Annotated in this window: 21 protein-coding genes; 5 read left to right on the forward strand and 16 right to left on the reverse strand. The window is 62.8% G+C overall.

All coding sequences use genetic code 11. The features are described 5' to 3' along the window. Positions 1-5: 5 nt before the first annotated feature. From MUU54_RS09905 to MUU54_RS09915, 3 genes are all read right to left on the reverse strand, one after another. Positions 6-704 (reverse strand): phosphatidylserine decarboxylase, encoded by a 699-nt coding sequence (locus MUU54_RS09905; RefSeq protein WP_247244014.1) that lies wholly within the window; start codon positions 702-704, stop codon positions 6-8. 79 nt (positions 705-783) lie between these two features. After that, the gene (locus MUU54_RS09910; RefSeq protein WP_247243860.1) at positions 784-2,670 is read right to left on the reverse strand and encodes an ABCB family ABC transporter ATP-binding protein/permease; all 1,887 of its coding nucleotides are present in this window, start codon (positions 2,668-2,670) and stop codon (positions 784-786) included. A gap of 147 nt (positions 2,671-2,817) precedes the next feature. Then, a complete protein-coding gene (locus MUU54_RS09915) occupies positions 2,818-4,533 on the reverse strand; it encodes an Ig-like domain-containing protein (protein ID WP_247243861.1) in 1,716 nt (571 codons plus the stop codon). Positions 4,534-4,706: 173 nt separating this feature from the next. Between MUU54_RS09915 and MUU54_RS09920 the strand changes: the two genes are divergently transcribed. Then, complete coding sequence (locus MUU54_RS09920) at positions 4,707-5,312, forward strand: LOG family protein (RefSeq protein ID WP_247243862.1); 606 nt, start codon at positions 4,707-4,709, stop codon at positions 5,310-5,312. Between the two features lie 18 nt (positions 5,313-5,330). Here MUU54_RS09920 and rarD read toward each other — a convergent pair whose 3' ends face one another. Then, positions 5,331-6,242 carry an EamA family transporter RarD gene (gene rarD, locus MUU54_RS09925; RefSeq protein ID WP_247243863.1) on the reverse strand — a complete coding sequence of 304 codons (912 nt, stop codon included), beginning with the start codon at positions 6,240-6,242 and terminating at the stop codon, positions 5,331-5,333. 139 nt (positions 6,243-6,381) lie between these two features. On the opposite strand from rarD, the gene MUU54_RS09930 reads away from it, so the two are divergent. Next, positions 6,382-7,257, forward strand: coding sequence for a protein-L-isoaspartate O-methyltransferase family protein (locus MUU54_RS09930; RefSeq protein WP_247243864.1), 876 nt, complete (start codon positions 6,382-6,384; stop codon positions 7,255-7,257). Here the strand turns inward: MUU54_RS09930 and cimA are convergent, their stop codons facing one another. From cimA to alr, 11 genes are all read right to left on the reverse strand, one after another. Then, a complete protein-coding gene (cimA, locus tag MUU54_RS09935) occupies positions 7,258-8,874 on the reverse strand; it encodes a citramalate synthase (RefSeq protein ID WP_247243865.1) in 1,617 nt (538 codons plus the stop codon). Next, on the reverse strand, positions 8,871-9,842 hold the full coding sequence (pip, locus tag MUU54_RS09940) for a prolyl aminopeptidase (protein WP_247243866.1): 972 nt from the start codon (positions 9,840-9,842) through the stop codon (positions 8,871-8,873). The genes cimA and pip overlap by 4 nt, the downstream gene beginning before the upstream one ends. Further along, complete coding sequence (locus MUU54_RS09945) at positions 9,829-10,305, reverse strand: GFA family protein (protein WP_247243867.1); 477 nt, start codon at positions 10,303-10,305, stop codon at positions 9,829-9,831. The genes pip and MUU54_RS09945 overlap by 14 nt, the downstream gene beginning before the upstream one ends. A 132-nt stretch (positions 10,306-10,437) precedes the next feature. Then, complete coding sequence (locus MUU54_RS09950) at positions 10,438-10,926, reverse strand: GFA family protein (RefSeq protein WP_247243868.1); 489 nt, start codon at positions 10,924-10,926, stop codon at positions 10,438-10,440. Beyond that, complete coding sequence (cysS, locus tag MUU54_RS09955; RefSeq protein WP_247243869.1) at positions 10,908-12,293, reverse strand: cysteine--tRNA ligase; 1,386 nt, start codon at positions 12,291-12,293, stop codon at positions 10,908-10,910. Before cysS ends, MUU54_RS09950 begins: the two co-directional genes overlap by 19 nt. Before the next feature lie 193 nt (positions 12,294-12,486). Continuing rightward, positions 12,487-13,227 (reverse strand): SDR family NAD(P)-dependent oxidoreductase, encoded by a 741-nt coding sequence (locus MUU54_RS09960; protein WP_247243870.1) that lies wholly within the window; start codon positions 13,225-13,227, stop codon positions 12,487-12,489. A 120-nt stretch (positions 13,228-13,347) separates the two neighbouring features. Continuing rightward, positions 13,348-13,704: an HNH endonuclease gene (locus tag MUU54_RS09965; RefSeq protein ID WP_247243871.1), complete on the reverse strand. Its 357-nt coding sequence runs from the start codon at positions 13,702-13,704 to the stop codon at positions 13,348-13,350. Between the two features lie 22 nt (positions 13,705-13,726). Then, on the reverse strand, positions 13,727-15,217 hold the full coding sequence (gene purF / locus MUU54_RS09970) for an amidophosphoribosyltransferase (RefSeq protein WP_247243872.1): 1,491 nt from the start codon (positions 15,215-15,217) through the stop codon (positions 13,727-13,729). Between the two features lie 134 nt (positions 15,218-15,351). Then, positions 15,352-15,954, reverse strand: coding sequence for a CvpA family protein (locus MUU54_RS09975; RefSeq protein ID WP_247243873.1), 603 nt, complete (start codon positions 15,952-15,954; stop codon positions 15,352-15,354). An 89-nt stretch (positions 15,955-16,043) separates the two neighbouring features. Continuing rightward, on the reverse strand, positions 16,044-17,447 hold the full coding sequence (gene radA / locus MUU54_RS09980; RefSeq protein WP_247243874.1) for a DNA repair protein RadA: 1,404 nt from the start codon (positions 17,445-17,447) through the stop codon (positions 16,044-16,046). A gap of 93 nt (positions 17,448-17,540) precedes the next feature. Next, complete coding sequence (gene alr / locus MUU54_RS09985; protein ID WP_247243875.1) at positions 17,541-18,704, reverse strand: alanine racemase; 1,164 nt, start codon at positions 18,702-18,704, stop codon at positions 17,541-17,543. Between the two features lie 97 nt (positions 18,705-18,801). Between alr and MUU54_RS09990 the strand changes: the two genes are divergently transcribed. The 3 genes from MUU54_RS09990 (at position 18,802) to MUU54_RS10000 (ending at position 20,737) form a co-directional block, all read left to right on the forward strand. Continuing rightward, on the forward strand, positions 18,802-19,659 hold the full coding sequence (locus tag MUU54_RS09990) for an AraC family transcriptional regulator (protein WP_247243876.1): 858 nt from the start codon (positions 18,802-18,804) through the stop codon (positions 19,657-19,659). A gap of 65 nt (positions 19,660-19,724) precedes the next feature. Next, positions 19,725-20,438 carry an AzlC family ABC transporter permease gene (locus MUU54_RS09995; protein ID WP_247243877.1) on the forward strand — a complete coding sequence of 238 codons (714 nt, stop codon included), beginning with the start codon at positions 19,725-19,727 and terminating at the stop codon, positions 20,436-20,438. Further along, a complete protein-coding gene (locus MUU54_RS10000) occupies positions 20,435-20,737 on the forward strand; it encodes a branched-chain amino acid transport AzlD family protein (RefSeq protein WP_247243878.1) in 303 nt (100 codons plus the stop codon). The genes MUU54_RS09995 and MUU54_RS10000 overlap by 4 nt, the downstream gene beginning before the upstream one ends. Before the next feature lie 19 nt (positions 20,738-20,756). Here MUU54_RS10000 and MUU54_RS10005 read toward each other — a convergent pair whose 3' ends face one another. After that, the gene (locus MUU54_RS10005; RefSeq protein WP_247243879.1) at positions 20,757-22,259 is read right to left on the reverse strand and encodes a replicative DNA helicase; all 1,503 of its coding nucleotides are present in this window, start codon (positions 22,257-22,259) and stop codon (positions 20,757-20,759) included. Between the last annotated feature and the right edge of the window lie 83 nt (positions 22,260-22,342).

The following is a 22,342-nucleotide window of genomic DNA, read 5'->3' on the forward strand; positions in this document are numbered from 1 at the left end:
GAGGGTTAGCTTCGGCGGCTGATGGTCGGGCCCTTCGTGGAGCCGAATTCGGCGATCACCGTTTCGCCGCCATAGGTGCGCTGGCCGACCGAAACGCGGGGCTGCGCGCCCGGCGGCAGCAGCACGTCAAGGCGCGAGCCGAAGCGGATGAGGCCGAAGCGCTCGCCGGCATTGACCGGCTCGGTGGGCTTGACCCAGCAGATGATCCGGCGCGCGACGAGCCCGGCGATCTGCACCACGCCGATCCGGCCATGCCGTGTCTCGATCACCATGCTGTTGCGCTCGTTGTCCTCGCTGGCCTTGTCAAGCTCGGCATTGATGAACTGGCCAGCGCGATACTGGATCTCCGTCACCTGGCCGCGAACCGGGGAACGATTGATGTGGCAGTCGAAGACGTTCATGAACACCGAGATGCGCAGCATAGGCTCGGTGCCGAGGTTCAGTTCCGCTGGCGGCACGACCATCTGCACCGACGATACCCGGCCATCGGCGGGGCTCAGCACGAGGTCGTCATCCTGCGGAACGACGCGCTCGGGGTCGCGGAAGAAGTAGGCGCACCACAGCGTAACGACAAGGCCGATCCAGAACAGCGGTTCGGCGATCCAGCCCAGGATGAGCGAAACCACGAAGAAGATGGCGACGAACACGTAGCCTTCCTTGTGGATCGGCACGAGCGTGTTGCGGATGGTGTCGAACAGATTGATCAACCCGGATCTCCTGAATTTGTCAGCTAATGCTGACTACTAGCAAACCGTTTCGGGGGCAATGCGGTTCCGCCGTACCTCACGTGGCCGGCGCAAGCCGCATAATGACGCCGAGGTCGTCGCTGTCGCGTACCTGGCGCAGATGCTCCTCGGCCTGCGTCGCCTCGCGCTGCCGGTTCCACATGGAGGCGTAAAGCCCATCGGCGGCGAGAAGATCGGCATGGGTGCCCCGTTCGGCAATCTTTCCGTCGCGCAGCACGATGATCTCGTCCGCGCCGATGACGGTTGAAAGCCGATGCGCGATCACCAGCGTCGTGCGGTTCTTCGAAACGATGTCGAGCGCCGACTGGATCTCCTGCTCGGTTGTCGTGTCGAGCGCCGACGTCGCCTCGTCCAGGATCAGGATCGGCGGCGCCTTCAGGATGGTGCGGGCGATCGCCACGCGTTGCTTCTCGCCACCCGAAAGCTTCAGCCCCCGTTCGCCCACCATGGTATCGAAGCCATGGGGCAGGGCACGGATGAACGTCCCGATCTGCGCCACTTCCGCCGCGGCAGAGACCTCCTCGTCGGTCGCCGAAGGCCGTCCGTAGCGGATGTTGTAGGCGATCGTGTCGTTGAACAGCACCGTATCCTGCGGCACCATGCCGATGGCGCAACGCAGCGACTGCTGCGTCACCTCGCGCACGTCCTGCCCATCGATGGTGATCGCGCCCTCCTGGACGTCGTAGAACCGGTAGAGCAGCCTGGAGATGGTGGATTTTCCGGCGCCCGATGGTCCGACGATGGCGACCGTCTTGCCGGCGGGCACATCGAAAGACAGGCCCTTCAGGATCGGCCGATCCTCGTCGTAGGCGAAGTGCACGTCCTTGAAGGAGATGCTGCCCTGGCGAATCTGCAGCGCCTCTGCGTCCGGCCGGTCCTTCACCTCCGCCTCTACCTCGAGGAGATCGAACATCTGCTCGATGTCGGTCAGCCCCTGGCGGATTTCGCGGTAGACGAAGCCGATGAAGTTCAGCGGCACGGAAAGCTGCAGCAAGAGCGCGTTGACGAAAACGAAATCCCCGATCGTCTGCTCACCGCGCTGCACCGCAAGGGCCGACATCACCATCATCACCGCCATCCCGAGCCCGAAGATGACGCCCTGGCCGAAGTTCAGCCAGCCAAGCGAGGTCCACACCTGCGTCGCCGATCTCTCATATTTCGCCATCGAGGCATCAAAGCGGCGCGCTTCCATGTCCTCGTTGCCGAAGTACTTGACCGTCTCGAAATTGAGAAGCGAATCGATCGCCTTCGTGTTGGCGTCCGTGTCGCTGTCGTTCATCGAGCGGCGGATGGAAATACGCCAGTCGCTGGCCTTCACCGTGAACCACACATAGGCCCACACCGTGATCGCCGTTACCGCCACATAAGCGAAGCCGTAGCTGAACCAGAAGATAATCGCGGTGAGCACGAATTCGACCAGCGTAGGGACGGAATTGAGGATGGTGAAGCGGACGATCGTTTCGATGCCCTTGGTGCCACGCTCGATGATGCGCGACAGGCCGCCGGTCTTGCGCTCCAGATGGAAGCGCAGCGACAGCTTGTGCATGTGGACGAAGGTCTTGTAGGCGAGCTGTCGCACCGCATGCTGACCGACGCTGGCAAACAGAGCATCGCGCAGCTGGTTCAGCCCCACCTGCAGGATGCGGGTGAGATTGTATGCGATGACCAGGATGACGGCGCCGAGAAGGAACGTCGGCAGGATGCCGGCCATGTCGAGATTGCCGTTCAGCGCGTCCGTGGCCCATTTGAAGAAATAGGGCACCCCGAGCAGGACGATCTTGGCGAGGAACAGGAAGAAGGTTGCCCAGACCACCCGGCGCTTCAGGTCGCCGCGACCATGGGGCCACATATAGGGCCACAGGTTGACAAGGGTGGACAGCGGATTGCTGGAATCCGCCGAGACGGTCTTCTTCCGGTTATTCATGATGGTCTCCGAGAGGCGCGGCCCGAGCGAGCCTCACGGGACATAGGACGTAGAACCAAAGGATGCAACGACGGTGGCCCATCCACCCCCTATGCGGCGCGCAATGCCAGCCAGCTGCTCGCGCTCCGCAGCTGGGCAGAAGGCTTGCTACTGAAGGAGATTCTGCAGTCGCTTGCGATGCACTTCTTCCGCATCCGGCAGCGCTTCATCCGGTACGCCGAAGATCTGGCCGGGCTCGATGAGGTCCGGATCCGCGATCTGGTCCTGGTTGGCGAGGTAGATGGTCGTATAGCGCACGCCCTGGCCATAAACGCGGCGGGAAATCTGCCACAGCGTGTCGCCACGGCGGATGATGACGGAATTGCCGGCATGCGTCAGCGGCGCCTGGGCAATCGTCTTCGGGCCGGCTGCGTCACCACCTTGCGCCATCTGCGTGTTCATCGACTCTGCGTTGACGGCAGGGCCGACGGCGCGCTCTATGCTCTCGCCAACCTTGTCGAGCTCCTGGCGAACGGATTCCGCGTCGGCGGGGAGTTTTTCAACCGCTGCCAGAGCCTCCACGGCGTCCTTCGACGTCTGGTCGACGATTGCCTGCGTGGAGGGATCGGTGCCAGCCGGCAGCCGGTACTCGGACAGCGACTTCAGCGCAATTGCGGTTGCCGAACGCGCAGCCGCCAGTTCCTCCGCGGTTGGTTCCTTGCCGCTCTCATAAAGACCGCGAAGCAGCGCGAACGCCCGACCGGCCTCGTCGCGCAGTCTGTCGAAGGCGCCGCTGTCGATTGGCGAAACGGAGGTCTGACCCTGCTCGCCCGCAACGGCTGCCACCTGATTGCCCTCCGGCCGGTTGAACGGAACGTCGACGCGCAAGGCCGTCTTGCCGTTGCTGTCGAGCATCTCGACGGCGATGATATGTTGGCCGACAGCAAGCTCGATCGTGCCTTCGATGACGAAATGGCCATCTGTTCCTGCCTTCGCGCGGCCAACAGGCGTTTCGCCGGCGAAGCCGAGAAGCGAGGCTCTTGAGGGAGCCGTGCCGGCGATGAAGATGCGGTCGCCTTCGATCTCGACGGCCGTCACCTGCAGTTCCGCTGCAGCAGCAGCCAGAGGAGCTGGAGCCGCAGAAGGTGCCGGGCTGGTGGTATTCGCGACTGGCGGCGCAGAGGCGACGAGATCCGACGCTGCATCGGGCATGTCTGGCATGGCCGGCTTGTTCGCCGCATTCGCTGCCTGAGCCGGGGTGCTTGCCTTTGCAGCGCTGCCGGCTTCTGGCACGCTGATCAGGCGGCTGGCCTTCCCCGGCTTCGTTACCATGGCAAGCAGCTTGCCGCTGGTATTGCTCGGGATCGAGATGGTGGCGGTCTCTTCCGAGATGATCGTACGCCCGTCCTCGGTCGTTGCCTTAAGCACCAGCTGGTGATCGCCGGCCGGCAGAGGATCGTCGAGAGCGATGGCGAAATCGCCGGAGGGGCCAACCTTGATGCTGGCGATAGCAGCCTCGTCGGCATTGATCTCTACGGTGGCACCAGGCTCCGCACGTCCGGCAATGACGGTCGAACCATCTGGCTCCACCCGCAGCACATCGAAGGCAGGCGTGACGGGGGCGGGCGTAGTCGGGGCCGCCACCGGGGCCTGTTGGCCGGTCGTACCCTCAGGCGCCTTCGACGCCTCCTCCGCCGAGGACTTCGGGGCCTCCGCTGGGAGCGTCGGCTCGGTCACCGCTTCCTTCACCGTTTCGCCTGCCTTGTTGACGGCGTCGCTGATCCGCTCTCCCTCGGGCGAGATCCGAGGCAGCACGAAGAAGACCATCAACAAGGTCGCAGCAACGAGGACAACAAGTGCCAGCCAGCCGGCGCGGTTTCTCATCTCTAATTCTCTCCGGACGGATAGTCCCGTCTGTCTATCCGAATTACCTCTTTCCCTCTGGCTTCACAAGCATTTCGGTCTATTTGGCCTTGCTGTCGGCTATGTTTCCCGTCAGTTTGACGTGGGGCCGCAGCCGGGTCCCGTCCTCGATGAAAATCCCTTGGAGTTGATGAGTGCCCATTCAGTCCATCTGCGTTTACTGCGGCTCCCAGCCGGGCCGGGATCCTGCTTACATTGCCGCAGGTCGCGCGCTCGGAAAATCGATCGCCGCGCACGGCCTTCGTCTGGTCTATGGTGGCGGCACCAAGGGGATCATGGGTGCGGTCGCTGCGGGGGTTCTGGCCAACGGCGGCCAGGTGACTGGCATCATCCCGGACTTCCTGGTTGACATGGAAGCAACGCGTCACTCGCTCGGCCAACTCGATGAACTGATCGTCACGCAAGACATGCATGCGCGCAAGCACGCTATGTTCGAAAGGTCCGACGCCTTCGTCACCCTTCCGGGCGGCATCGGCACACTGGAGGAGATCGTCGAGATCATGACCTGGGGCCAGCTCGGTCGCCATGAGAAGCCGATGGTCTTCGCCAATGTCGGCGGCTTCTGGAACCCGATGCTCGATCTCATCGATCACATGCGAGAGCAGGGCTTCATCCACCGGGCGCATCTCGTCCGGCCGATGGTGATCGACGCTGTGGAGCAGATCATCCCGGCAATCCTTGACCAGAGCGACGGCAAGGTTGCCGCACTGGGCCAGGAGGACGTGATATCCCGGCTCTGACCCTCAACGTGAGGCGGCTTACCGGCCGCGGCTGGCGCTGACCAATCCCCAGGAATAGATGGCGAGCGCCGCCCAGATCAGTCCAAAAGCCGCGAGTTTCACCATGCTCAGCGGCTCGTGGAAAACGAAAACGGCGATCAGGAAGATCATCGTCGGCGCGATATACTGCATGATACCGATTGTCGAAAGCCGCAGAAGCTTGGCGCCGTTGGCGTAGATCATCAATGGGCCGGCCGTGATCAGCCCGCTGCCGATCAGAAGCAGCGTGTCCGAGAGGCTGCCGTTGAAGAGATGGCCAGTACCGGACGCTTCCGAAAAAAAGATGAAGATGAGCGCCGGCGGGCTGAGGATCAGCACTTCCAGGAAGAAGCCCTGGTTGGGGCCGACCGGCAGTGTCTTGCGGAAGAAGGCGTAGAAGCCCCAGCTCACCGTCAAGCCGAGCGAGACCCACGGCAAGCCGCCGGCATCGTAGGTCAGGATTACAACCGCAGCCACGACAAGCGCAATCGCCGCCAGCTGCACCGGCTGCAGGCGCTCCTTCAGGAGTACCGCTGCAAGAAAGATGCTGAACAGCGGATTGATGAAGTATCCGAGTGCGGTGTCGAGCGCCCGATCGACCGAGATCGCCCAGACATAGATCCCCCAGTTGACCGTGATCAGTGCTGCGGTCAGTGCTGCCATCATCAGGGTGCGCGGCGAGCGGAATGCGACCTTCAGGTCGCCCGTCCGCCGCAGGATCATCAGGACGAGGCCGGCAACGGGGACCGACCAGACGACGCGATGCGCAAGCACCTCGATCGGCGACATATGCGCGACCGCTTTCATGTAGATCGGCAGGAAGCCCCACATGATATAGGCGGTCAGCGCGAAGGCGAAACCCCGAGCGGAATCCTCGTTTTTCGCCGCAAGAGGCGCATCGGTGCTGGCCATGTGGGGTGTTTCCAACAGTGTTCTGATTATCCTTCGCTGTACTCCAACAGGTGAGGGTTCACCAATTCATTTGCGTGAAGCGTTGATCGCGGTCATGAATTCGAAGCCAGAGAACGGAAGTCGGAGCGTTGAGATCAAAATGACCTTCGAAGATCAACCGATCCATCGTCAACTGTTTGCAAGCCAGGTTTTGGCGAAGGCGGGGGTCAAGGGTGATGGCCCGTTGCTTTCGGCCTTCGCCAAGGTCGAGCGGGAGCGGTTCTTCGGTCCGCCGCCTTGGTTCTACAGCGACTTTTCCAACTACCGCGAACTCGCCTCCGGCGATCCTGTCGTGCTTTACCAGGACATGCTGGTGGCGCTCGACCGAAACCGTCACGTCAACAATGGCGTCCCGTCGCTTCACGCCTCTGCGCTGAGCCAGATCGGCGTCGGCGCGGGCGAACACGTCGCGCATATCGGAGCGGGAACCGGTTACTTCACCGCCATTCTTGCCGAACTGGTGGGTCCCACCGGCCGGGTAACGGCGGTAGAATACGATCCGTCACTGGCGCAGCAGGCGCGGCAGAACCTGTCGGGATATCCGCAGGTTGAGGTGATTGAGGGAGACGGGACGCAGTTTCCTCGGATGGAAGTGGATGTTGTCTACGTCAACTTCGCACTCGACCACCCGGCATCGGCATGGGTTGCCAATCTGGCGCCGCGCGGTCGGCTTCTTTTCCCGCTCGGTATTCCGGCGATTGATGGTCAGGGCAAGCAGCTTCCCTTCACCCGTATGGGCGGCTTCCTGCTCATCGTCCGGGAAGAAACCGGCTTCAGCGCCCGCTTCCTGCAGCCCGTTTCCTTTGTATGGGCCGAAGGCCAGGAGCCGCCACCGACCGGTCGTCATGAATGCCTGGAAGCTGCCTTTCGCAGCCGCACCGCCAGCGAGGTCAAGCAACTCCGCTGGCACCAGCCGCCGGAACCGGGCGAGTGGTACTCGGAAGAGGAATGGGGCCTTTTAAAGAGGGCGCTCTGATCACTCCGCCGCGACACGACCCGCCATGTGCCGGTTCTTCATCAGTTTGTAGATGATCGAATCCGTCAGCGCTTGGAACGAGGCGTCGATGATGTTTTCCGACACACCAACCGTCCACCAGCGGGTGCCGTCGCCATCCGTCGACTCGATCAGAACCCGGGTAATGGCAGCCGTGCCGCCGTTCAGGATGCGCACCTTGAAGTCGGCGAGCACGAGATCTGCAATCTCTGCCTGATACTTGCCAAGATCCTTGCGCAGCGCCAGATCCAGCGCGTTGACCGGGCCGTCACCTTCCGCGACGGACATAACCCGCTCGCCGTCAACGTCGAGCTTCACCACCGCTTCCGAGACGGTTTTGATGCGTCCGTTGGAATCGAAGCGGCGCTCTACCATCACGCGGAAGCTGTCGACAGTGAAGAACTCTGGGATCGTTCCGAGCGTGCGGTGTGCCAGGAGCTCGAAGCTCGCATCGGCGCCCTCGTAGGCATAGCCCGTCGCCTCGCGCTCCTTGACGATCGAGATCAAGAGATCGAGCTTGGGATCGTCCTTGGAGACGTCGATGCCGCGCCGCTTCAGCGCATTGATGAAGTTGGACTTGCCGCCCTGGTCGGAGACCATGACCTTGCGGAAATTACCGACGCTTTCCGGCGGCACATGCTCATAGGTCCTCGGGTCCTTCAGGAGGGCCGAGGCATGGATGCCAGCCTTGGTGGCAAAGGCAGAGGCACCGACATAGGGTGCCTGGTGGTTCGGCGAGCGATTGAGGAGCTCGTCAAAGGCGTGCGAGAGGGAGGTGAGGCCGCTCAAGCCCTCGCTGTCGATCTCGGTTTGGAAGCGGGTGGCGTAGACGTCCTTGAGCGACAGCGTCGCGATCAGCGTCACGAGGTTGGCATTGCCGCAGCGTTCGCCGATCCCGTTCAGCGTTCCCTGGACCTGCCGACAGCCCGCTTCGATCGCCGCCAGCGAGTTGGCGACTGCCTGTCCGGTATCGTCATGGGCGTGGATGCCGAGTGCTGTACCGGGAATGCCGGCGGCGATCACCGCAGCGACAGTCTCGCGGATCTCAGCAGGCTGCGTGCCGCCATTGGTGTCGCACAGGACGACCCAGCGCGCACCTGCATCGTAAGCCGTCTTGGCGCAGGCGAGCGCGTAGTCGGAGTTGGCCTTGTAGCCGTCGAAGAAGTGCTCACAATCAACCAGCGCCTCCTTGCCGGCATTGCGCGCGGCTTCGACGCTCTCCCGGATCGATTGCAGGTTCTCCTCGTTCGTGCAGCCGAGCGCCACGCGTACGTGATAGTCCCAGCTCTTGGCGACGAAGCAGATGGCGTCGCTCCTTGCCTGCAGCAGGATTGCGAGTCCGGGATCGTTGGAGGCAGAGATCCCCGCGCGCTTCGTCATCCCGAAGGCGACGAACCGCGACCGTTCCGTCCGCTGCTGCGAAAAGAAAGCGGTATCGGTCGGGTTGGCGCCAGGATAGCCGCCCTCAACGTAGTCGATGCCGAAATTGTCGAGGAGGGTGGAGATAGCGATCTTGTCTTCGACGGAGAAGCCGACACCCGGCGTCTGCTGGCCGTCTCTCAGCGTCGTATCGTAAAGGTAGATCCGCTCGCGACTCATGGATCTGACACCTTTCCTGCAAAGCGATCCGTTGCCCGGATCAGTCGATCCAGGATACCGGGTTCCAGGTAGGCATGGCCGGCCCCCTCGATGATGTGGAAGTCCGCCTTCGGCCAGGCCTTGTGCAGTTGCCAGGCGTATTTCAGCGGGCAGGGCATGTCGTAACGGCCGTGGATGATGACGCCGGGGATGTCCCTCAGCTTGTGCGCGTCGCGCAGCAACTGCCCTTCGTCCAGCCAGCCTGCATGGACGAAGTAGTGGTTCTCGATGCGGGCGAAGGCGAGCGCATAGTTGGGGTCATGGAAACGCGCGGAATAATCCGGGTTCGGCAGAAGCGTGATCGTCTCGCCTTCCCACGTGCTCCACGCAACCGCGCATTCGCGCTTCTTCGCCTCATCGTCGCCGGTGAGATATTTGCGGTACGCGTGCATCAGATCGCTGCGCTCGGCCTCCGGAATAGGAGCGATGAAGCGTTCCCATTTGTCCGGGAACATCTCGGAGACGCCGAACTGGTAGTACCAGAGGAGTTCGGCGCGGGTGAGCGTGTAGATGCCGCGCAGCACCAGTTCCGTCACCCGTTGCGGATGCGTCTCGGCATAGGCGAGCGAAAGCGTGGAGCCCCAGGAGCCGCCAAACACCTGCCAGCGCTCCACTCCCATCATCTCACGCAGTTTCTCCATGTCCGAAACGAGATGCCAGGTCGTGTTGGCCTCCAGCGAGGCATAGGGGGTGGACTTGCCGCAGCCGCGCTGGTCGAACAGCAGCACGTCGTAGAGCGCCGGATCAAACAGCCGGCGGTTGCCGGGACCGGACCCGCCGCCCGGGCCGCCATGCACAAACACCGCAGGTTTTGCGCCCTTGGTGCCGACGCGCTCCCAGTAGATGCTGTGGCCGTCGCCGACATCGAGGTGGCCGCTGTCGTAAGGTTCGATCTCGGGATAGAAGCCGCGCAGTTCATTGCTCGTCATTGTCGTCCTCGGGCGGCCACACAGCCGTGTCATGATCGGGATGTTGGTAGGAGGTGACGGAGGCAAAGAAGGCCTCCATCTCCGGGCTCGTTACCGCCGGCTTCTCGAAAAGGTGGTCGATCCACGGCAGCCGCTTGTCATGGTTGACCTGTACCTGTGGCTCCAGCAGGTCCGGCCGGTCGAAGGCGCCGATCGCGAGTTCCACGCCGCCGGGGTGGTGATAGGTGAGGGGCGTGCCGCATTTCGCGCAGAAACCCCGCTTCGCCTTGGCAGAGGAGCGAAAGAGGGCGGGCTGGCCACGCGTCCACCTCAGATGCGCCTGGTCCGCCGTCACCAGTGCGCCGAACAGGTTGCCGAAGGCCTTCTGGCACATCCGGCAGTGACAGATCGAGCGACGGCCGAGCTTCTCAACGCTGAACCTTATCGCGCCGCATTGGCATCCGCCGGTGAATAACCCCTCCACGTCCCGTCTCCTCAGTTAAGAAAGGCGTAGGCGAGCACCGCCCCGGTGATTAGAACGACGAGCAGACCCTTGGCGATGATGCCGTAGAACAGCCACTTCGGCATCTTCAGGTTCGGGTTCTGCGTCATAGCCTTATCCCTCCTTCGGCCAGCCGTCGGTATCGTGATCCGGATGTTGATGGGAAACAATATCGGCGAGGAACGGCGCCGCTTCGATATCGTCCATGGTCTGCCACGCCGGCAGTTCATGCAGATGGTCCACGAACGGCAACTTGCCTTCGATGCCATACTGGATGGTCGGCGGGACACTTGCCGGATCATCGAACGCGCCGGCAGCCACTGCGATCCCGTCCGCAGCTTCATAGGTAAGCGGTGTGCCGCAGTTCTCACAAAAGCCGCGCTGGACGTGGTTCGACGACTGGAAACGCTTCGGCGCTCCCCGCGTCCACGTCAGCTCTGCAGCGCGTGTGGAGACCAGCGGCGCATAATAGGCGCCGAAGGCCTTCTGGCACATGCGGCAATGGCAGATCGAGCTGTCCTTCAGTGCTCCGGCGATGCGGAAGCGAACGGCGCCGCACTGGCAGCCGCCGCTATGGATCTGACTCACCTTTTGACCTCCCATGTCGTGACCCGCTCGCCGGTGGCGACGTCCTTGCCATCCTTAAGCTGGATGCCCTTTGCCGAAAGATCATCGCGAATTTTGTCGGCTTCCGCAAAGTTCTTTGCCTTCAGCATCTCAAGGCGCATTCCGACAAGAGCATCGACCGCAGATGCGAGCGCCTCGTCCACCTCCGTCTTCTTTGGCATGATGCCGAGCAGGGCAGCGCTTGCGGCAAATGCTGAAAGCTTCTCCGGATCGGCTTTCGCGGCCTGCGCCAGCGCATGCAGTTCCTGCACGGCCGCCACGGTGTTGAGGTCTTCGCTGAGAGCATCCAGAACGGCGCCATCCGGTTCGCCTTCAATCCCCTCCGGCACCGGCCATTTGGCAATCAGCCGCTCGGCCTCTTCCAGTCGCTTTACCGAAAAGTCGATCGGCTCCCGGTAATGCGTCATCAGCATGGCAAGCCGCAGCACCTCGCCGGGCCACTGCTGGCCGCCGAAGGTCTGCGTATGCAGCAGGTCGTGGATGGTGACGAAATTGCCTTCCGACTTCGACATCTTGCGGCCTTCGACCTGAACGAAGCCGTTATGCATCCAGACATTCGCCATCACGTCGGTGCCGTGGGCGCAGCGCGACTGGGCAATCTCGTTCTCGTGGTGCGGGAAGATCAGGTCAAGTCCGCCGCCATGGATGTCGAAGACCTCGCCGAGGTAGCGACCGCTCATCGCGGAGCACTCGATGTGCCAGCCCGGGCGGCCGCGACCCCAAGGGCTCTCCCAGCCCGGTTCGTTGTGGGCGGAGAGTTTCCACAGCACGAAGTCGCCGGGGTTCTTCTTGTGCGCGTCGACCGCGATGCGGGCGCCGGCCTGCTGCTCGTCAAGCGGGCGCTTGGAAAGCTGGCCGTAGTCGCGCATCGACTTCGTGTCGAACAGCACTTCGCCCTCGGCCACATAGCCGTGGCCGTTGGCGATCAGCCGCTCGATGATTGCGATCATCTGCGGGATGTTGTCGGTGGCACGCGGCTCGACGGTCGGCTCCAGGCAGCCAAGCGACGCCACATCCGCGTGGAACTGCGTCTCGGTCTTTTCGGTCACCAGCCGGATCGCCTCGTTCAGCGGCAGCCCCGGATGATCCCGCAGCGCCCGTGCGTTGATCTTGTCGTCGACGTCGGTGATGTTGCGGGCATAGGTCACATGCTCTGCGCCGTAGACGTGGCGGAGCAGCCGGTAGAGCACGTCGAAGACGATCACCGGCCGCGCATTGCCGATATGGGCATAGTCGTAGACAGTCGGGCCGCAGACATACATGCGCACGTTCTGCGGATCGATCGGCTGGAAGTCAGCCTTCTCACGGGTCAGTGTATTGTAGAGCCTGAGCGTGGTGCTCATCGAAAATATCTCCCAAGGCAAGCGGCCGGCGGGGCCCGGAACGTTTGTCTTCAAGGATGTTCGAAAGACGAGAACGGCCAGGCCAGCGTTGCGCTAGCGAATAATGATCCCGCAGATGGAAATCGCCGTCTTCATGCGGCGATTTATGGCGTGGCGGGAAAGCTTGGTCAAGACCTGCGGATGAGCGCGGCCGCTACTCCGGAAGGCGGTAGTCAACGAACTTGTTCTCGCGCACGACGAACAGCCGGCCGGTCTCCTGCATGTCGGGATAGGCAAGCGGCAGGATCGCCTTGGCCACCTCGGACGGGTGGGGCAGGCTATTTGGATCTTCGCCCGGCATTGCCTGAGCGCGCATGGCGGTGCGGGTGGCGCCGGGATCGATGGAGTTTACCCGCAATGGTTTCCGCTGCTGTTCCGCCGCCCAAGTGCGGGCAAGTGCTTCCACCGCGGCCTTGGATGCGGAATAGACGCCCCAGAACGGGCGGCACTTGTGAGCGGCACCGGAAGAAAGGATCAGCGCCCGGCCCGCATCCGACTGCAGGAGCAGCGGCTCCACCGAACGGATCAGCCGCCAGGTGGCGGTGACGTTTGTCAGCATGACCTTCTCGAAGACCTTCGCCTCGATATGGCCGATGGGCGAGATGACGCCGAGAATGCCGGCATTCGCCACCAGAATGTCGAGCTTGCCCCAGCGCTCGTGGATCGACGCGCCCAGCCGGTCGATCGCGGTCATGTCGGTCAGGTCGAAAGGCACCAGGGTTGCCGAACCGCCGACGGCCTTGACCGCGTCGTCGAGATCCTCGAGCCCGCCGACTGTCCGGGCACAGGCGATCACATGCGCCCCGGCCTTTGCGAGCTCCAGCGCCGTGAAATAGCCGATGCCGCGCGAGGCGCCGGTCACCAGCGCGATCCTGTCCTTCAAGTCGGTTGTCATGATGTCTTTCCGTTGCGCAACGCCTGGCGAGCGACGCCGTCCGTTTTCCAAGTACCGGGGACGATTGTCACACAGGCGGAAGCTGCGCAAGTGCCGCGCTTACCCGGTTTGGCGCAAGCGTCAGCGAAAGCCCCGCTTCGGGGAGCCCTGCTGGCGGCGGTTGCTGCGTTTGGTTCCGTCATAGAAGCCGGGCGGCTTCTTTACCACCCAAGCGACGAACCTGCGCATCTCTTCATGCTCAAGAAGAGCCTCGACCGTGGCGTAGGATTTTTCCAGCTCCGCCTCACTGAACAGCGCATGGATCTGTCTGTGGCAAATCCGGTGCAGCGCCTGCGTCTTGCGGCCGCCACGGCTTTTCGGCACGAGATGGTGCTCGTCGCGCTGGTCCTCAGGAATGATCCGCCCGCACAGCGGGCAGACTTCCGGCTCCGGCTTCTGATACCAGGAGGTGATCTCTTCCCGACGCTTCCGTGCCATTCGCTGCAGGCTCGGTGCCAGATCAGCCGTTGCTGGCCAGCACCGAGATCTTGTTGCCCATGGATTCGCCGCTCTTGTCCAGGAGCCGGGTCGGGTAGTCGCCGGTGAAGTAATGATCGGTAAACTGCGGCCGTGCCGCGTTCCGCGCTTCGCCGCCGACAGCGCGATAAAGGCCATCGATCGAGAGGAACTGGAGCGAGTCGGCACCGATGTAGTCGCACATAGCCTGCAGGCTGTCATACTGGTTGGCGAGCAGTTTGTCGGCGTCCGGCGTATCGATTCCGTAGAAGTCGGGATAGTAGATCATCGGGCTCGCCACGCGGATGTGCACTTCCTTGGCACCCGCCTCGCGGATCATCTGCACGATCTTGACCGAGGTCGTCCCGCGAACGATCGAATCGTCGACCAGCACCACGCGCTTGCCTTCGATCATCGCGCGGTTGGCCGAATGCTTCAGCTTCACGCCGAAGGCGCGAATCTGCTGCGTTGGCTCGATGAAGGTACGACCGACATAGTGGTTGCGGATGATGCCGTATTCGAAGGGAATGCCGCTCTCCTGCGCAAAGCCGAGCGCTGCAGGCGTGCCCCCGTCCGGAACCGGCACGACGACATCCGCCTCGACCGGTGATTCCTTGGCGAGATTGATGCCCATATTCTTGCGCGCAACATAGACGCTGCGACCGCCGACGACGGAATCGGGGCGGGCGAAGTAGACGTATTCGAACAGGCAGAGCCGTTCCGGCTGCTGATTGCCGGCTTTGCGGGCATCAATCTGCACCGAGCCGTCGGGCTGGATTTCGCAGATAATAACTTCGCCGTTCTCCACATCGCGGATGTACTTGGCGCCGATGATGTCGAGCGCGCAGGTTTCCGAGCAGAAGATCGGCTTGCCGTCGAGTTCACCCATGACGAGCGGCCGGATGCCCGTGGGGTCACGTGCAGCGATCAGCTTCGTGCGCGTCATCGCCAGCATGGAATAGCCCCCCTCCATCTGCCGCACGGCATCGATGAAGCGGTCTGCGGTCGAAGTGTAGCGGGAGCGGGCGATCAGGTGCAGGACGACTTCTGTGTCCGAGGTCGATTGGCAGATGGCGCCGCCGGCGATCAGCTGCCGGCGCAGCGTCAGACCGTTGGTGAAGTTGCCGTTGTGGGCAACCGCAATGCCGCCGACTTCCAGTTCGGCAAACAGCGGCTGGACGTTGCGCAGCGCCACTTCACCCGTCGTGGAATAGCGGACATGGCCGATAGAGATAGTACCCGGCAGTTTCGCCAACGTCGCTGGATCGGTGTAATGGTCGCCGACCAAGCCCATGCGGCGTTCGGAATGAAACCGGGTGCCGTCGAAGGAGACGATGCCAGCCGCTTCCTGTCCGCGATGCTGAAGCGCATGAAGACCGAGTGCGGTCAGCGCGGCTGCGTCTGGATGGCCAAGTATGCCGAAGACCCCACATTCCTCGTGAAGCGTGTCACCATCGAGTTCGTCTGCGATCTTCGGGGAAACCGGCTGGTTCATCTACTGGCCCTTGCCTTTCGGAAAAGGGAAGAGCCGGCGGGGATCACAACTTCCCACGGCCAGCCCGTCCTCATGAATTCTCGAATGATAGCACAAATGGTGATGTCTGGCCGCGCTTCAAGCGCAACAAAACGTCAATTATTTGTCGCCGGCGCATCTTCTGCCGGAGCAGTCTCTGCCGGCGGCTGACCCTGGCCAGGCGCCCCTTCCGCCGGAGTGTCTTCCTGTCCGGTGATGCGCGCACGGATCTGCGGCTCAATATCCTCCGGCAGAACGGCTTCGAGGCGGCCGACCAGCGTGTCGAGGAAGGGCTTCGACTTTGCCTGGCGCACCCAGTCCGGCTGCGAACGGACGTCCACCAGCCAGTTCCAGAAGGCGACCGCGACGACCAGAAGCAAAATGCCACGGGCGGCCCCGAAGAGGAAGCCCAACGTGCGGTCCAGCGCGCCGATGCGGCTGTCGATGATGAAGTCCGCGATCCGCGAGGTAATGAACGAGATCAGGATCAGCGCAATAATGAAGATGATGCCTGCGGATGCCGCAATCGCAATGCGATCATCGGTCGTGTAGTTCTGCGCATAGGGAACCAGTAGCGGGTAGAGGTAGTAAGCGGCAGCAACCGAACCGACCCAGCTGGCGATCGACAGCACCTCACGCGAAAAGCCACGCACCATGGCAAGCACGGCGGAAAAGAGCGTTACGCCGATGACGATACCGTCGAAGATCGTGATGGGCATGTAGGACGTACTCCAAGACTCGGGCACGCGATGCGGCGGCCCCCCGTATTCCGGCAGTCTCTTACAACAGCGAATCCGTGAACGGAAGATCAATCATCTTCCTGCGCCTTTGCAAGCTTTGCGGCGGAGCCCGCAATGCGGCTGACAAGGTCCGGCAGATCCTCGATTTCCGTCCAGCGACCGGCAGACGATTTTGGCAGTTCGGCAGAGCTTGCCGGCAGGAGTGCACCCGCAAACCCGAGCTTCTCCGCTTCCTTCAGCCGCTGCGCCGTTTGCGAAACGGGGCGAACGGCGCCAGACAGGCTGATTTCACCGAAATAGACGGAGTCGGCCGGCAGCGGGCTGCCGGCAAGCGAGGAGACGAGCGCTGAGGCAATGGCAAGATCAGCCGCCGGCTCCGAAATCCGGTACCCGCCGGCAACATTGAGGTAGACGTCATGCTGGCCGAGCCGCACGCCGCAATGGGCCTCAAGGACGGCGAGAATCATCGCGAGCCGAGAGGAATCCCAGCCGACCACGGCGCGTCGCGGCGTTCCAAGCGAAGTGGCGGCGACCAGCGCCTGGACTTCCACGAGGACAGGACGCGTTCCTTCCATGCCGGCGAAGACGGCGGCACCCGGCGTCTTGGCATTGCGTTCGCCGAGAAAGAGTTCGGATGGATTGCCGACTTCCCGCAGCCCGTTGTCAGACATCTCAAAGACGCCGATCTCGTCGGTCGGGCCGAAGCGGTTCTTCACCGTCCGCAGGATGCGGTAATGATGCCCGCGGTCGCCTTCGAAGTATAGCACGGCATCGACCATGTGCTCGACCACGCGCGGTCCCGCGATCTGCCCTTCCTTGGTCACGTGGCCGACAAGCACCATGGCGGCTCCGGTCTGCTTGGCAAAGCGGATCATCGCCTGCACGCCCGTGCGGACCTGGGTGACGGTCCCTGGTGCGGAGTCTGCCGTGTCGCTCCAAAGCGTCTGGATGGAATCGATGATCACGAGGTCGGGGCGCTTACCCTCCGCCAGCGTCGCAAGGATGTCCTCGACATTCGTCTCGGCGGCAAGCAGCACGTCGGAATCGGCCGCGCCAAGCCTCTGGGCGCGCAATCGCACCTGTGCGACTGCTTCTTCGCCCGAAACGTAAATGATCCGGTGACCGCGGCGCGAAAGTGCTGCCGCCGCCTGCATCAGCAGCGTCGACTTGCCGATGCCAGGATCGCCGCCGATCAGAACCGCCGAACCTCGCACGAAGCCCCCGCCGGTTGCCCGGTCGAGCTCGGAGATGCCGGTTTGGACGCGTGGTGCCTCTTCCGTCTCGCCGGAAAGCGTCGTCAGCGCCACGGCGCGACCCTTCTTCGGCACCTTGCCGGGGCCGCCGCCGATGCCGCCCATCGGGTCTTCCTCCACGATGGTGTTCCACTCACCGCAGCCTTCGCACTTGCCCGCCCAGCGGGTGTGTACGGTGCCGCAGTTCTGGCAGATGAATTGTGTCTTGGGTTTTGCCATGGATCAGTCGCCGCCTCGTCTGAACCGCCGGAACGAAAGCGGAACATTTGTCTGCATAACTGCGTGGGCAGTCAGTGGCAAGAGGAGTCTGAGCTAGTCTGCCGCCTCAAGGTAGCGCCGCTCGTAGCGAAGGCCGAGGCTCGTCAGCATCTCGTAGCCGATCGTTCCCCCCGCACGCGCCACCTCGTCCAGTGAGATGTTCGGCCCGAAGAGCTCAATGTAGTCACCGGTGTGGATGTGCTGCTCCGGCACATCGGTCACGTCGAAGATCGTCAGGTCCATGGTCACCCGCCCAACCACCGGCACGCGCTTACCTGCGATGAAGCCGAACGCGCCGTGCGATCCATCGCCACGCAAGGGGATGCCCGAGCCGGAGAGGGAGCGCAGATAGCCATCCGCATAGCCGACCGAGGCGATCGCCAGCCGGCTTGGACGCGCAAGCTGGTGCGTTGCGCCATAGCTGACGGTTTCGCCTTTTTGCGCCTCCCGTATCTGGAGAATGCGGCCCTCCGCCGTGGCGACAGCGCGCAGCGGCTTTGCTCCGTTCACCGCCTCGCCACCGTAAAGCGCGATCCCCGGACGCGTCAGGTCGAAGTGGTAGTCCTGGCCGAGAAAGATCCCCGCAGATGCGGACAGGCTTGATTCGATGCCTTCGAATGCAGCGGTAACCTGCTGAAATGATTCAAGCTGTAGCTTGTTGCTGGGCGCGGAGGGCGTGTCGCCGCTGTGCAGATGGGACAGCACCAGGACAGGTGAAAAGCTCGCTGGACGTGAGACGTCTTCGGCAAGTGCCAGCGCATCCGCAAGCGGAAGCCCAAGCCGATTGAAGCCAGTGTCCACCTGCAGCGCGCAAGGGTAGTCGCCAAATTCGGCGATCACGCCCATCCAGAAGGCGAGCTGCTCCTCGGAGGCAAGTACCGGTACCAGATCGTTCTCAAAGAACATCCGCTCCTGACCCGGCCAGATCCCGGAGAGCACGAAGATGCGCGCCTCCGGGGCATAGGCACGAAGCGTCACGCCCTCCTGCGCCACCGCGACGAAGAAATCCCGTGCACCCGCCTCGTAAAGCGTCGTGCCGCAATCCTCCAGCCCGAGGCCATAGGCATCCGCCTTGACGACCGCGGCCGCGCGGGCCATGCCCGATCGGCGTGCCATCTCCCGCCAGTTGTCCGCAAGCGCCTGCAGGTCGACCGTCAGCCGCACGGAGGCGATTTCGAAGGCGTCATTTGGCTCGGGAAGGAGATCCAGGTCGTTCATCAGCAATCCATCATCAGCATACTGCATGGGGCGAGGTGCGGCGGAACCTAGCACTTTTGTTCAAGACGGTAAGGACGGCGCCGGATATTGTGGCGCTATGCACAATGTTTCTCAGGAACACGCACTGAATGCCATGCCGCTCGCCGAAGCCGAAGCAAGCCGCTTCTGGCGTGACCGGCGCTTTGCTGGCATGGAATGCCTGAGCGCAACCTTCCTGACGCACGAGTATGCGCCGCATGCGCATGATACCTACAGCATCGGCACCATCGAGCTTGGCGCACAGATCTCCACGATCAGGGGCGAGCGAGAACAGACGGGGCCGGGGCGCCTCTACCTGATCAACCCCGGAGAGGTGCATGATGGAGCACCCGCCGACAGCGGCTACCGCTACCGCATGATCTATCCGGATCAGGCGCTGATGCGTGATGTGCTTGAGGACGCGACAGGCAAGCCCGTCCATGGCATTCCCGCCTTCCGCCAACACCTGCCGCTCGACCCTGAACTGGGACAGGCTTTTCAGATTGCCCACCGCCGCCTGGAAGGCAATGTCGGTACGCTGGAGGCGGACGAGGGCATGTTTTCCGTCCTCGTGATTCTATTTCGGCGCTATGGCGAATCGATCATCCTGCCGCCCCAGACGAGAGAAAAGACTGGCGTGCAGCGGGCGAGGGACTATCTGGCGGCGCACTTCCAGTCGGATGTCGGTCTCGAGGAACTGGCCCGCACCGCCGATCTCAGCCGAGCCCACCTGATCCGGGCCTTCCGTAAGGAGTTCCACATCACGCCGCACGCCTTCCTGACCGATCTGCGCATCCGCCACGCCCGGCGCCTATTGCTGGCGGGCATGTCTCCCGCGCTGGTTGCTGGCGAGTGCGGCTTCGCCGACCAGGCGCACTTCACCCGCCACTTCAAGGCACGCATCGGTGTCACTCCCGGTCTTTTTCGCAGCGCCTGATCACTTTCCTTCAAGACGCTGCACGCCTGAGCCGCTACAGCCGGTTGAAAAAACCGGAGCCTGCCATGCATTCCCCTGTTCAACGACTGGATGATTTTGCCACCGGCATGCGCGCAATCCTTCCGCTGCTGATCGCCGTGATCCCAGTCGGCGCCGTCTTCGGTACCGTGGCCGCAACCAAGGGAATGTCGGCTTTCGAAGCAGTCCTGATGAGCGCGATGGTCTTCGCCGGTGGCTCCCAGTTCGTGGCGCTCGACCTCTGGACCCACCCGGCCAGCTGGACAGTGATCGGTTTTGCGGCACTCCTCGTCAACATGCGGCACGTGCTGATGGGCGGTTCGATCGCCGACAAGATGGGCCGGTTCAGTCTATTGCAAAGATGGGCGGCGATGCTCTTTCTCGCTGACGAAATATGGGCGATGGCCGAGGCCCGCGCCCGCACGGTCACCGGCCTCTCGCCGGCGTGGTATGCGGGCATCGTCGCTCCCTTCTATGGCGCCTGGGTCCTTTCCACTCTTGCCGGAGCAGCGCTGGGTGCGACGCTCGGCGATCCGGCCGTGATCGGCCTCGATTTCGCCTTTCCGGCAGTCTTCATCGTCCTGATCCTCGGCTTCTGGAAGGGCAGGGCCACAGCCGCCATCATCGGCGCGAGCGCTGTCGCGGCGCTGATCATCCAACAAACCACCAACGGCGTCTGGTACATCATCGCGGGCGCCGCAGCCGGCCTTCTGTGCGCAGCCTTCGTCGAGAGTGAGAGCGTAGAAGGCGAGGAGCCATGACGATCAACACCTCCACGCTCGCTGTCATCCTGGCCATGACCGTGGCGACGCTGCTGACACGCTTCGGCGGTCTCGTGCTGGTGCGCTTCGTCACGCCTGGTCCAAGAGCCCGGCGCATGCTCGAAGCAATTCCGCCGGCCGTTTTGACGGCGGTCGTGGTGCCGACGGCATTGGCAACGGGAGTGGCGGAAACACTCGCCTGTGCAGCAACCATCCTTGCAGCGCTGCGTCTCTCGCTTCTGCCGAGCGTGATGATCGGCATGGCGACGGTCGCGCTTTTGCGTACGACGGGACTGTAGGTCCCGTCGCGCAAGTCGATCAGTGCTCTTCGTACTGCGTGAAGCTCGGATCCGCGAGGTCGGCGAAGCGCGTGAACTCGGACTGGAAGGCGAGTTTGACCGTGCCGGTCGGTCCGTGACGCTGCTTGGCAATGATGACGTCAGCCGTGCCCTTGACCTTCTCGAAGTGCTGTTCCCATTCCGGATACTTCGGATCGGAAATATCGCGCGGCTCCATGTTCTTCACATAGTATTCCTCACGGAACACGAAGAGCACAACGTCGGCGTCCTGCTCGATCGAGCCGGATTCACGAAGGTCGGAAAGCTGCGGGCGCTTATCTTCGCGGCTTTCCACCTGACGGGAGAGCTGCGACAGTGCGATGATCGGGACGTTCAGCTCCTTGCCGAGCGCCTTGAGACCGGTGGTGATCTGGGTGATTTCCTGGACGCGGTTTTCGCCGGATTTGCCGGAGCCGGTCATCAGCTGGATATAGTCCACCACCAGGCAGTCGAGGCCGCGCTGGCGCTTCAGGCGGCGGGCGCGGGCTGAAAGCTGCGCGATGGAGATGCCACCCGTCTGGTCGATGAAGAGCGGCACCTTCTGCATCATCTGGCTGCAGGCGACCAGCTTTTCGAAATCTGCTTCGGTGATGTCGCCGCGGCGGATCTTGGAGGAGGAGACTTCCGTCTGCTCGGAAATGATACGGGTCGCGAGCTGCTCGGAGGACATTTCCAGCGAATAGAAGCCGACGACGCCGCCGTTCTTGGCCTTGAACGAGCCGTCAGGCTGAACCTCGGGCTCGTAGGCCGCCGCAATGTTGTAGGCAATGTTGGTGGCAAGCGAGGTCTTGCCCATGCCCGGACGTCCGGCGAGCACGATCAAGTCGGAGCGCTGCAGGCCGCCCATCTTGGCGTCGAGCGACATGATGCCGGTCGAGATGCCCGATAGCTGCCCGTCGCGCTCGAAGGCTGCGCCCGCCATGTCGATCGCCAGCGCCACGGCATCGTTGAACGACTGGAAGCCGCCGTCATAGCGGCCGGTTTCGGCTAGCTCGAAGAGGCGCCGCTCGGTGTCCTCGATCTGCGTCTGCGGCGGCATGTCGAGCGGCGCATCATAGGCAATGTTGACCATGTCCTCGCCGATGGTGATCAGCGCGCGGCGCAGCGCCAGATCATAGATCGCGCGGCCATAGTCCTCAGCGTTGATGATGGAGACGGCTTCCGCGGCAAGGCGCGCGAGATACTGCGCCACCGTCAGGTCGCCCACCTTCTCGTCGGCGGGCAGGAAGGTCTTCATGGTGACCGGGTTTGCCGTCTTGCCCATGCGGATGATGTCGCCGGCGACCTCGAAGATCCTACGGTGCAGCGGTTCGAACAGATGCGGCGGCTTCAGGAAGTCCGACACACGGTAATAGGCATCGTTGTTCACGAGGATGGCGCCAAGCAGCGCCTGCTCCGCCTCGATGTTGTTCGGAGCCTCACGGTAGTGAGGTTCGGCGTCCTTGTTGCTGAGCGCCGTCAGCTTGCGTGCTACGTCCTGCATGTCGTCCAGTCGATGTCTTTGGGTTCGGCGCGATCTTAACGAAGATCGAGGCGGAGAAAGTGGCGAAAGCAGAGAGAGGCCCC

Source organism: Pseudorhizobium tarimense (assembly GCF_022968135.1).
In the GTDB taxonomy this organism is placed as follows: Bacteria; Pseudomonadota; Alphaproteobacteria; order Rhizobiales; family Rhizobiaceae; genus Neorhizobium; species Neorhizobium tarimense.

Bases quoted from the DNA above. Each gene is read 5' to 3' on its own strand.
- purF (WP_247243872.1), bottom strand. From the start codon at position 15,217: ATGAACCAGCCGGTTTCCCCGAAGATCGCAGACGAACTCGATGGTGAC.
- MUU54_RS09950 (WP_247243868.1), bottom strand. From the start codon at position 10,926: ATGGGAGGTCAAAAGGTGAGTCAGATCCATAGCGGCGGCTGCCAGTGC.
- MUU54_RS09975 (WP_247243873.1), bottom strand. From the start codon at position 15,954: ATGCCCATCACGATCTTCGACGGTATCGTCATCGGCGTAACGCTCTTT.
- MUU54_RS09995 (WP_247243877.1), top strand. From the start codon at position 19,725: ATGCATTCCCCTGTTCAACGACTGGATGATTTTGCCACCGGCATGCGC.
- MUU54_RS10005 (WP_247243879.1), bottom strand. From the start codon at position 22,259: ATGCAGGACGTAGCACGCAAGCTGACGGCGCTCAGCAACAAGGACGCC.
- cysS (WP_247243869.1), bottom strand. From the start codon at position 12,293: ATGAGCACCACGCTCAGGCTCTACAATACACTGACCCGTGAGAAGGCT.
- MUU54_RS09910 (WP_247243860.1), bottom strand. From the start codon at position 2,670: ATGAATAACCGGAAGAAGACCGTCTCGGCGGATTCCAGCAATCCGCTG.
- MUU54_RS09930 (WP_247243864.1), top strand. From the start codon at position 6,382: ATGACCTTCGAAGATCAACCGATCCATCGTCAACTGTTTGCAAGCCAG.
- pip (WP_247243866.1), bottom strand. From the start codon at position 9,842: ATGACGAGCAATGAACTGCGCGGCTTCTATCCCGAGATCGAACCTTAC.
- MUU54_RS09965 (WP_247243871.1), bottom strand. From the start codon at position 13,704: ATGGCACGGAAGCGTCGGGAAGAGATCACCTCCTGGTATCAGAAGCCG.
- radA (WP_247243874.1), bottom strand. From the start codon at position 17,447: ATGGCAAAACCCAAGACACAATTCATCTGCCAGAACTGCGGCACCGTA.
- MUU54_RS09915 (WP_247243861.1), bottom strand. From the start codon at position 4,533: ATGAGAAACCGCGCCGGCTGGCTGGCACTTGTTGTCCTCGTTGCTGCG.
- MUU54_RS09990 (WP_247243876.1), top strand. From the start codon at position 18,802: ATGCACAATGTTTCTCAGGAACACGCACTGAATGCCATGCCGCTCGCC.
- alr (WP_247243875.1), bottom strand. From the start codon at position 18,704: ATGAACGACCTGGATCTCCTTCCCGAGCCAAATGACGCCTTCGAAATC.
- cimA (WP_247243865.1), bottom strand. From the start codon at position 8,874: ATGAGTCGCGAGCGGATCTACCTTTACGATACGACGCTGAGAGACGGC.
- MUU54_RS10000 (WP_247243878.1), top strand. From the start codon at position 20,435: ATGACGATCAACACCTCCACGCTCGCTGTCATCCTGGCCATGACCGTG.
- rarD (WP_247243863.1), bottom strand. From the start codon at position 6,242: ATGGCCAGCACCGATGCGCCTCTTGCGGCGAAAAACGAGGATTCCGCT.
- MUU54_RS09960 (WP_247243870.1), bottom strand. From the start codon at position 13,227: ATGACAACCGACTTGAAGGACAGGATCGCGCTGGTGACCGGCGCCTCG.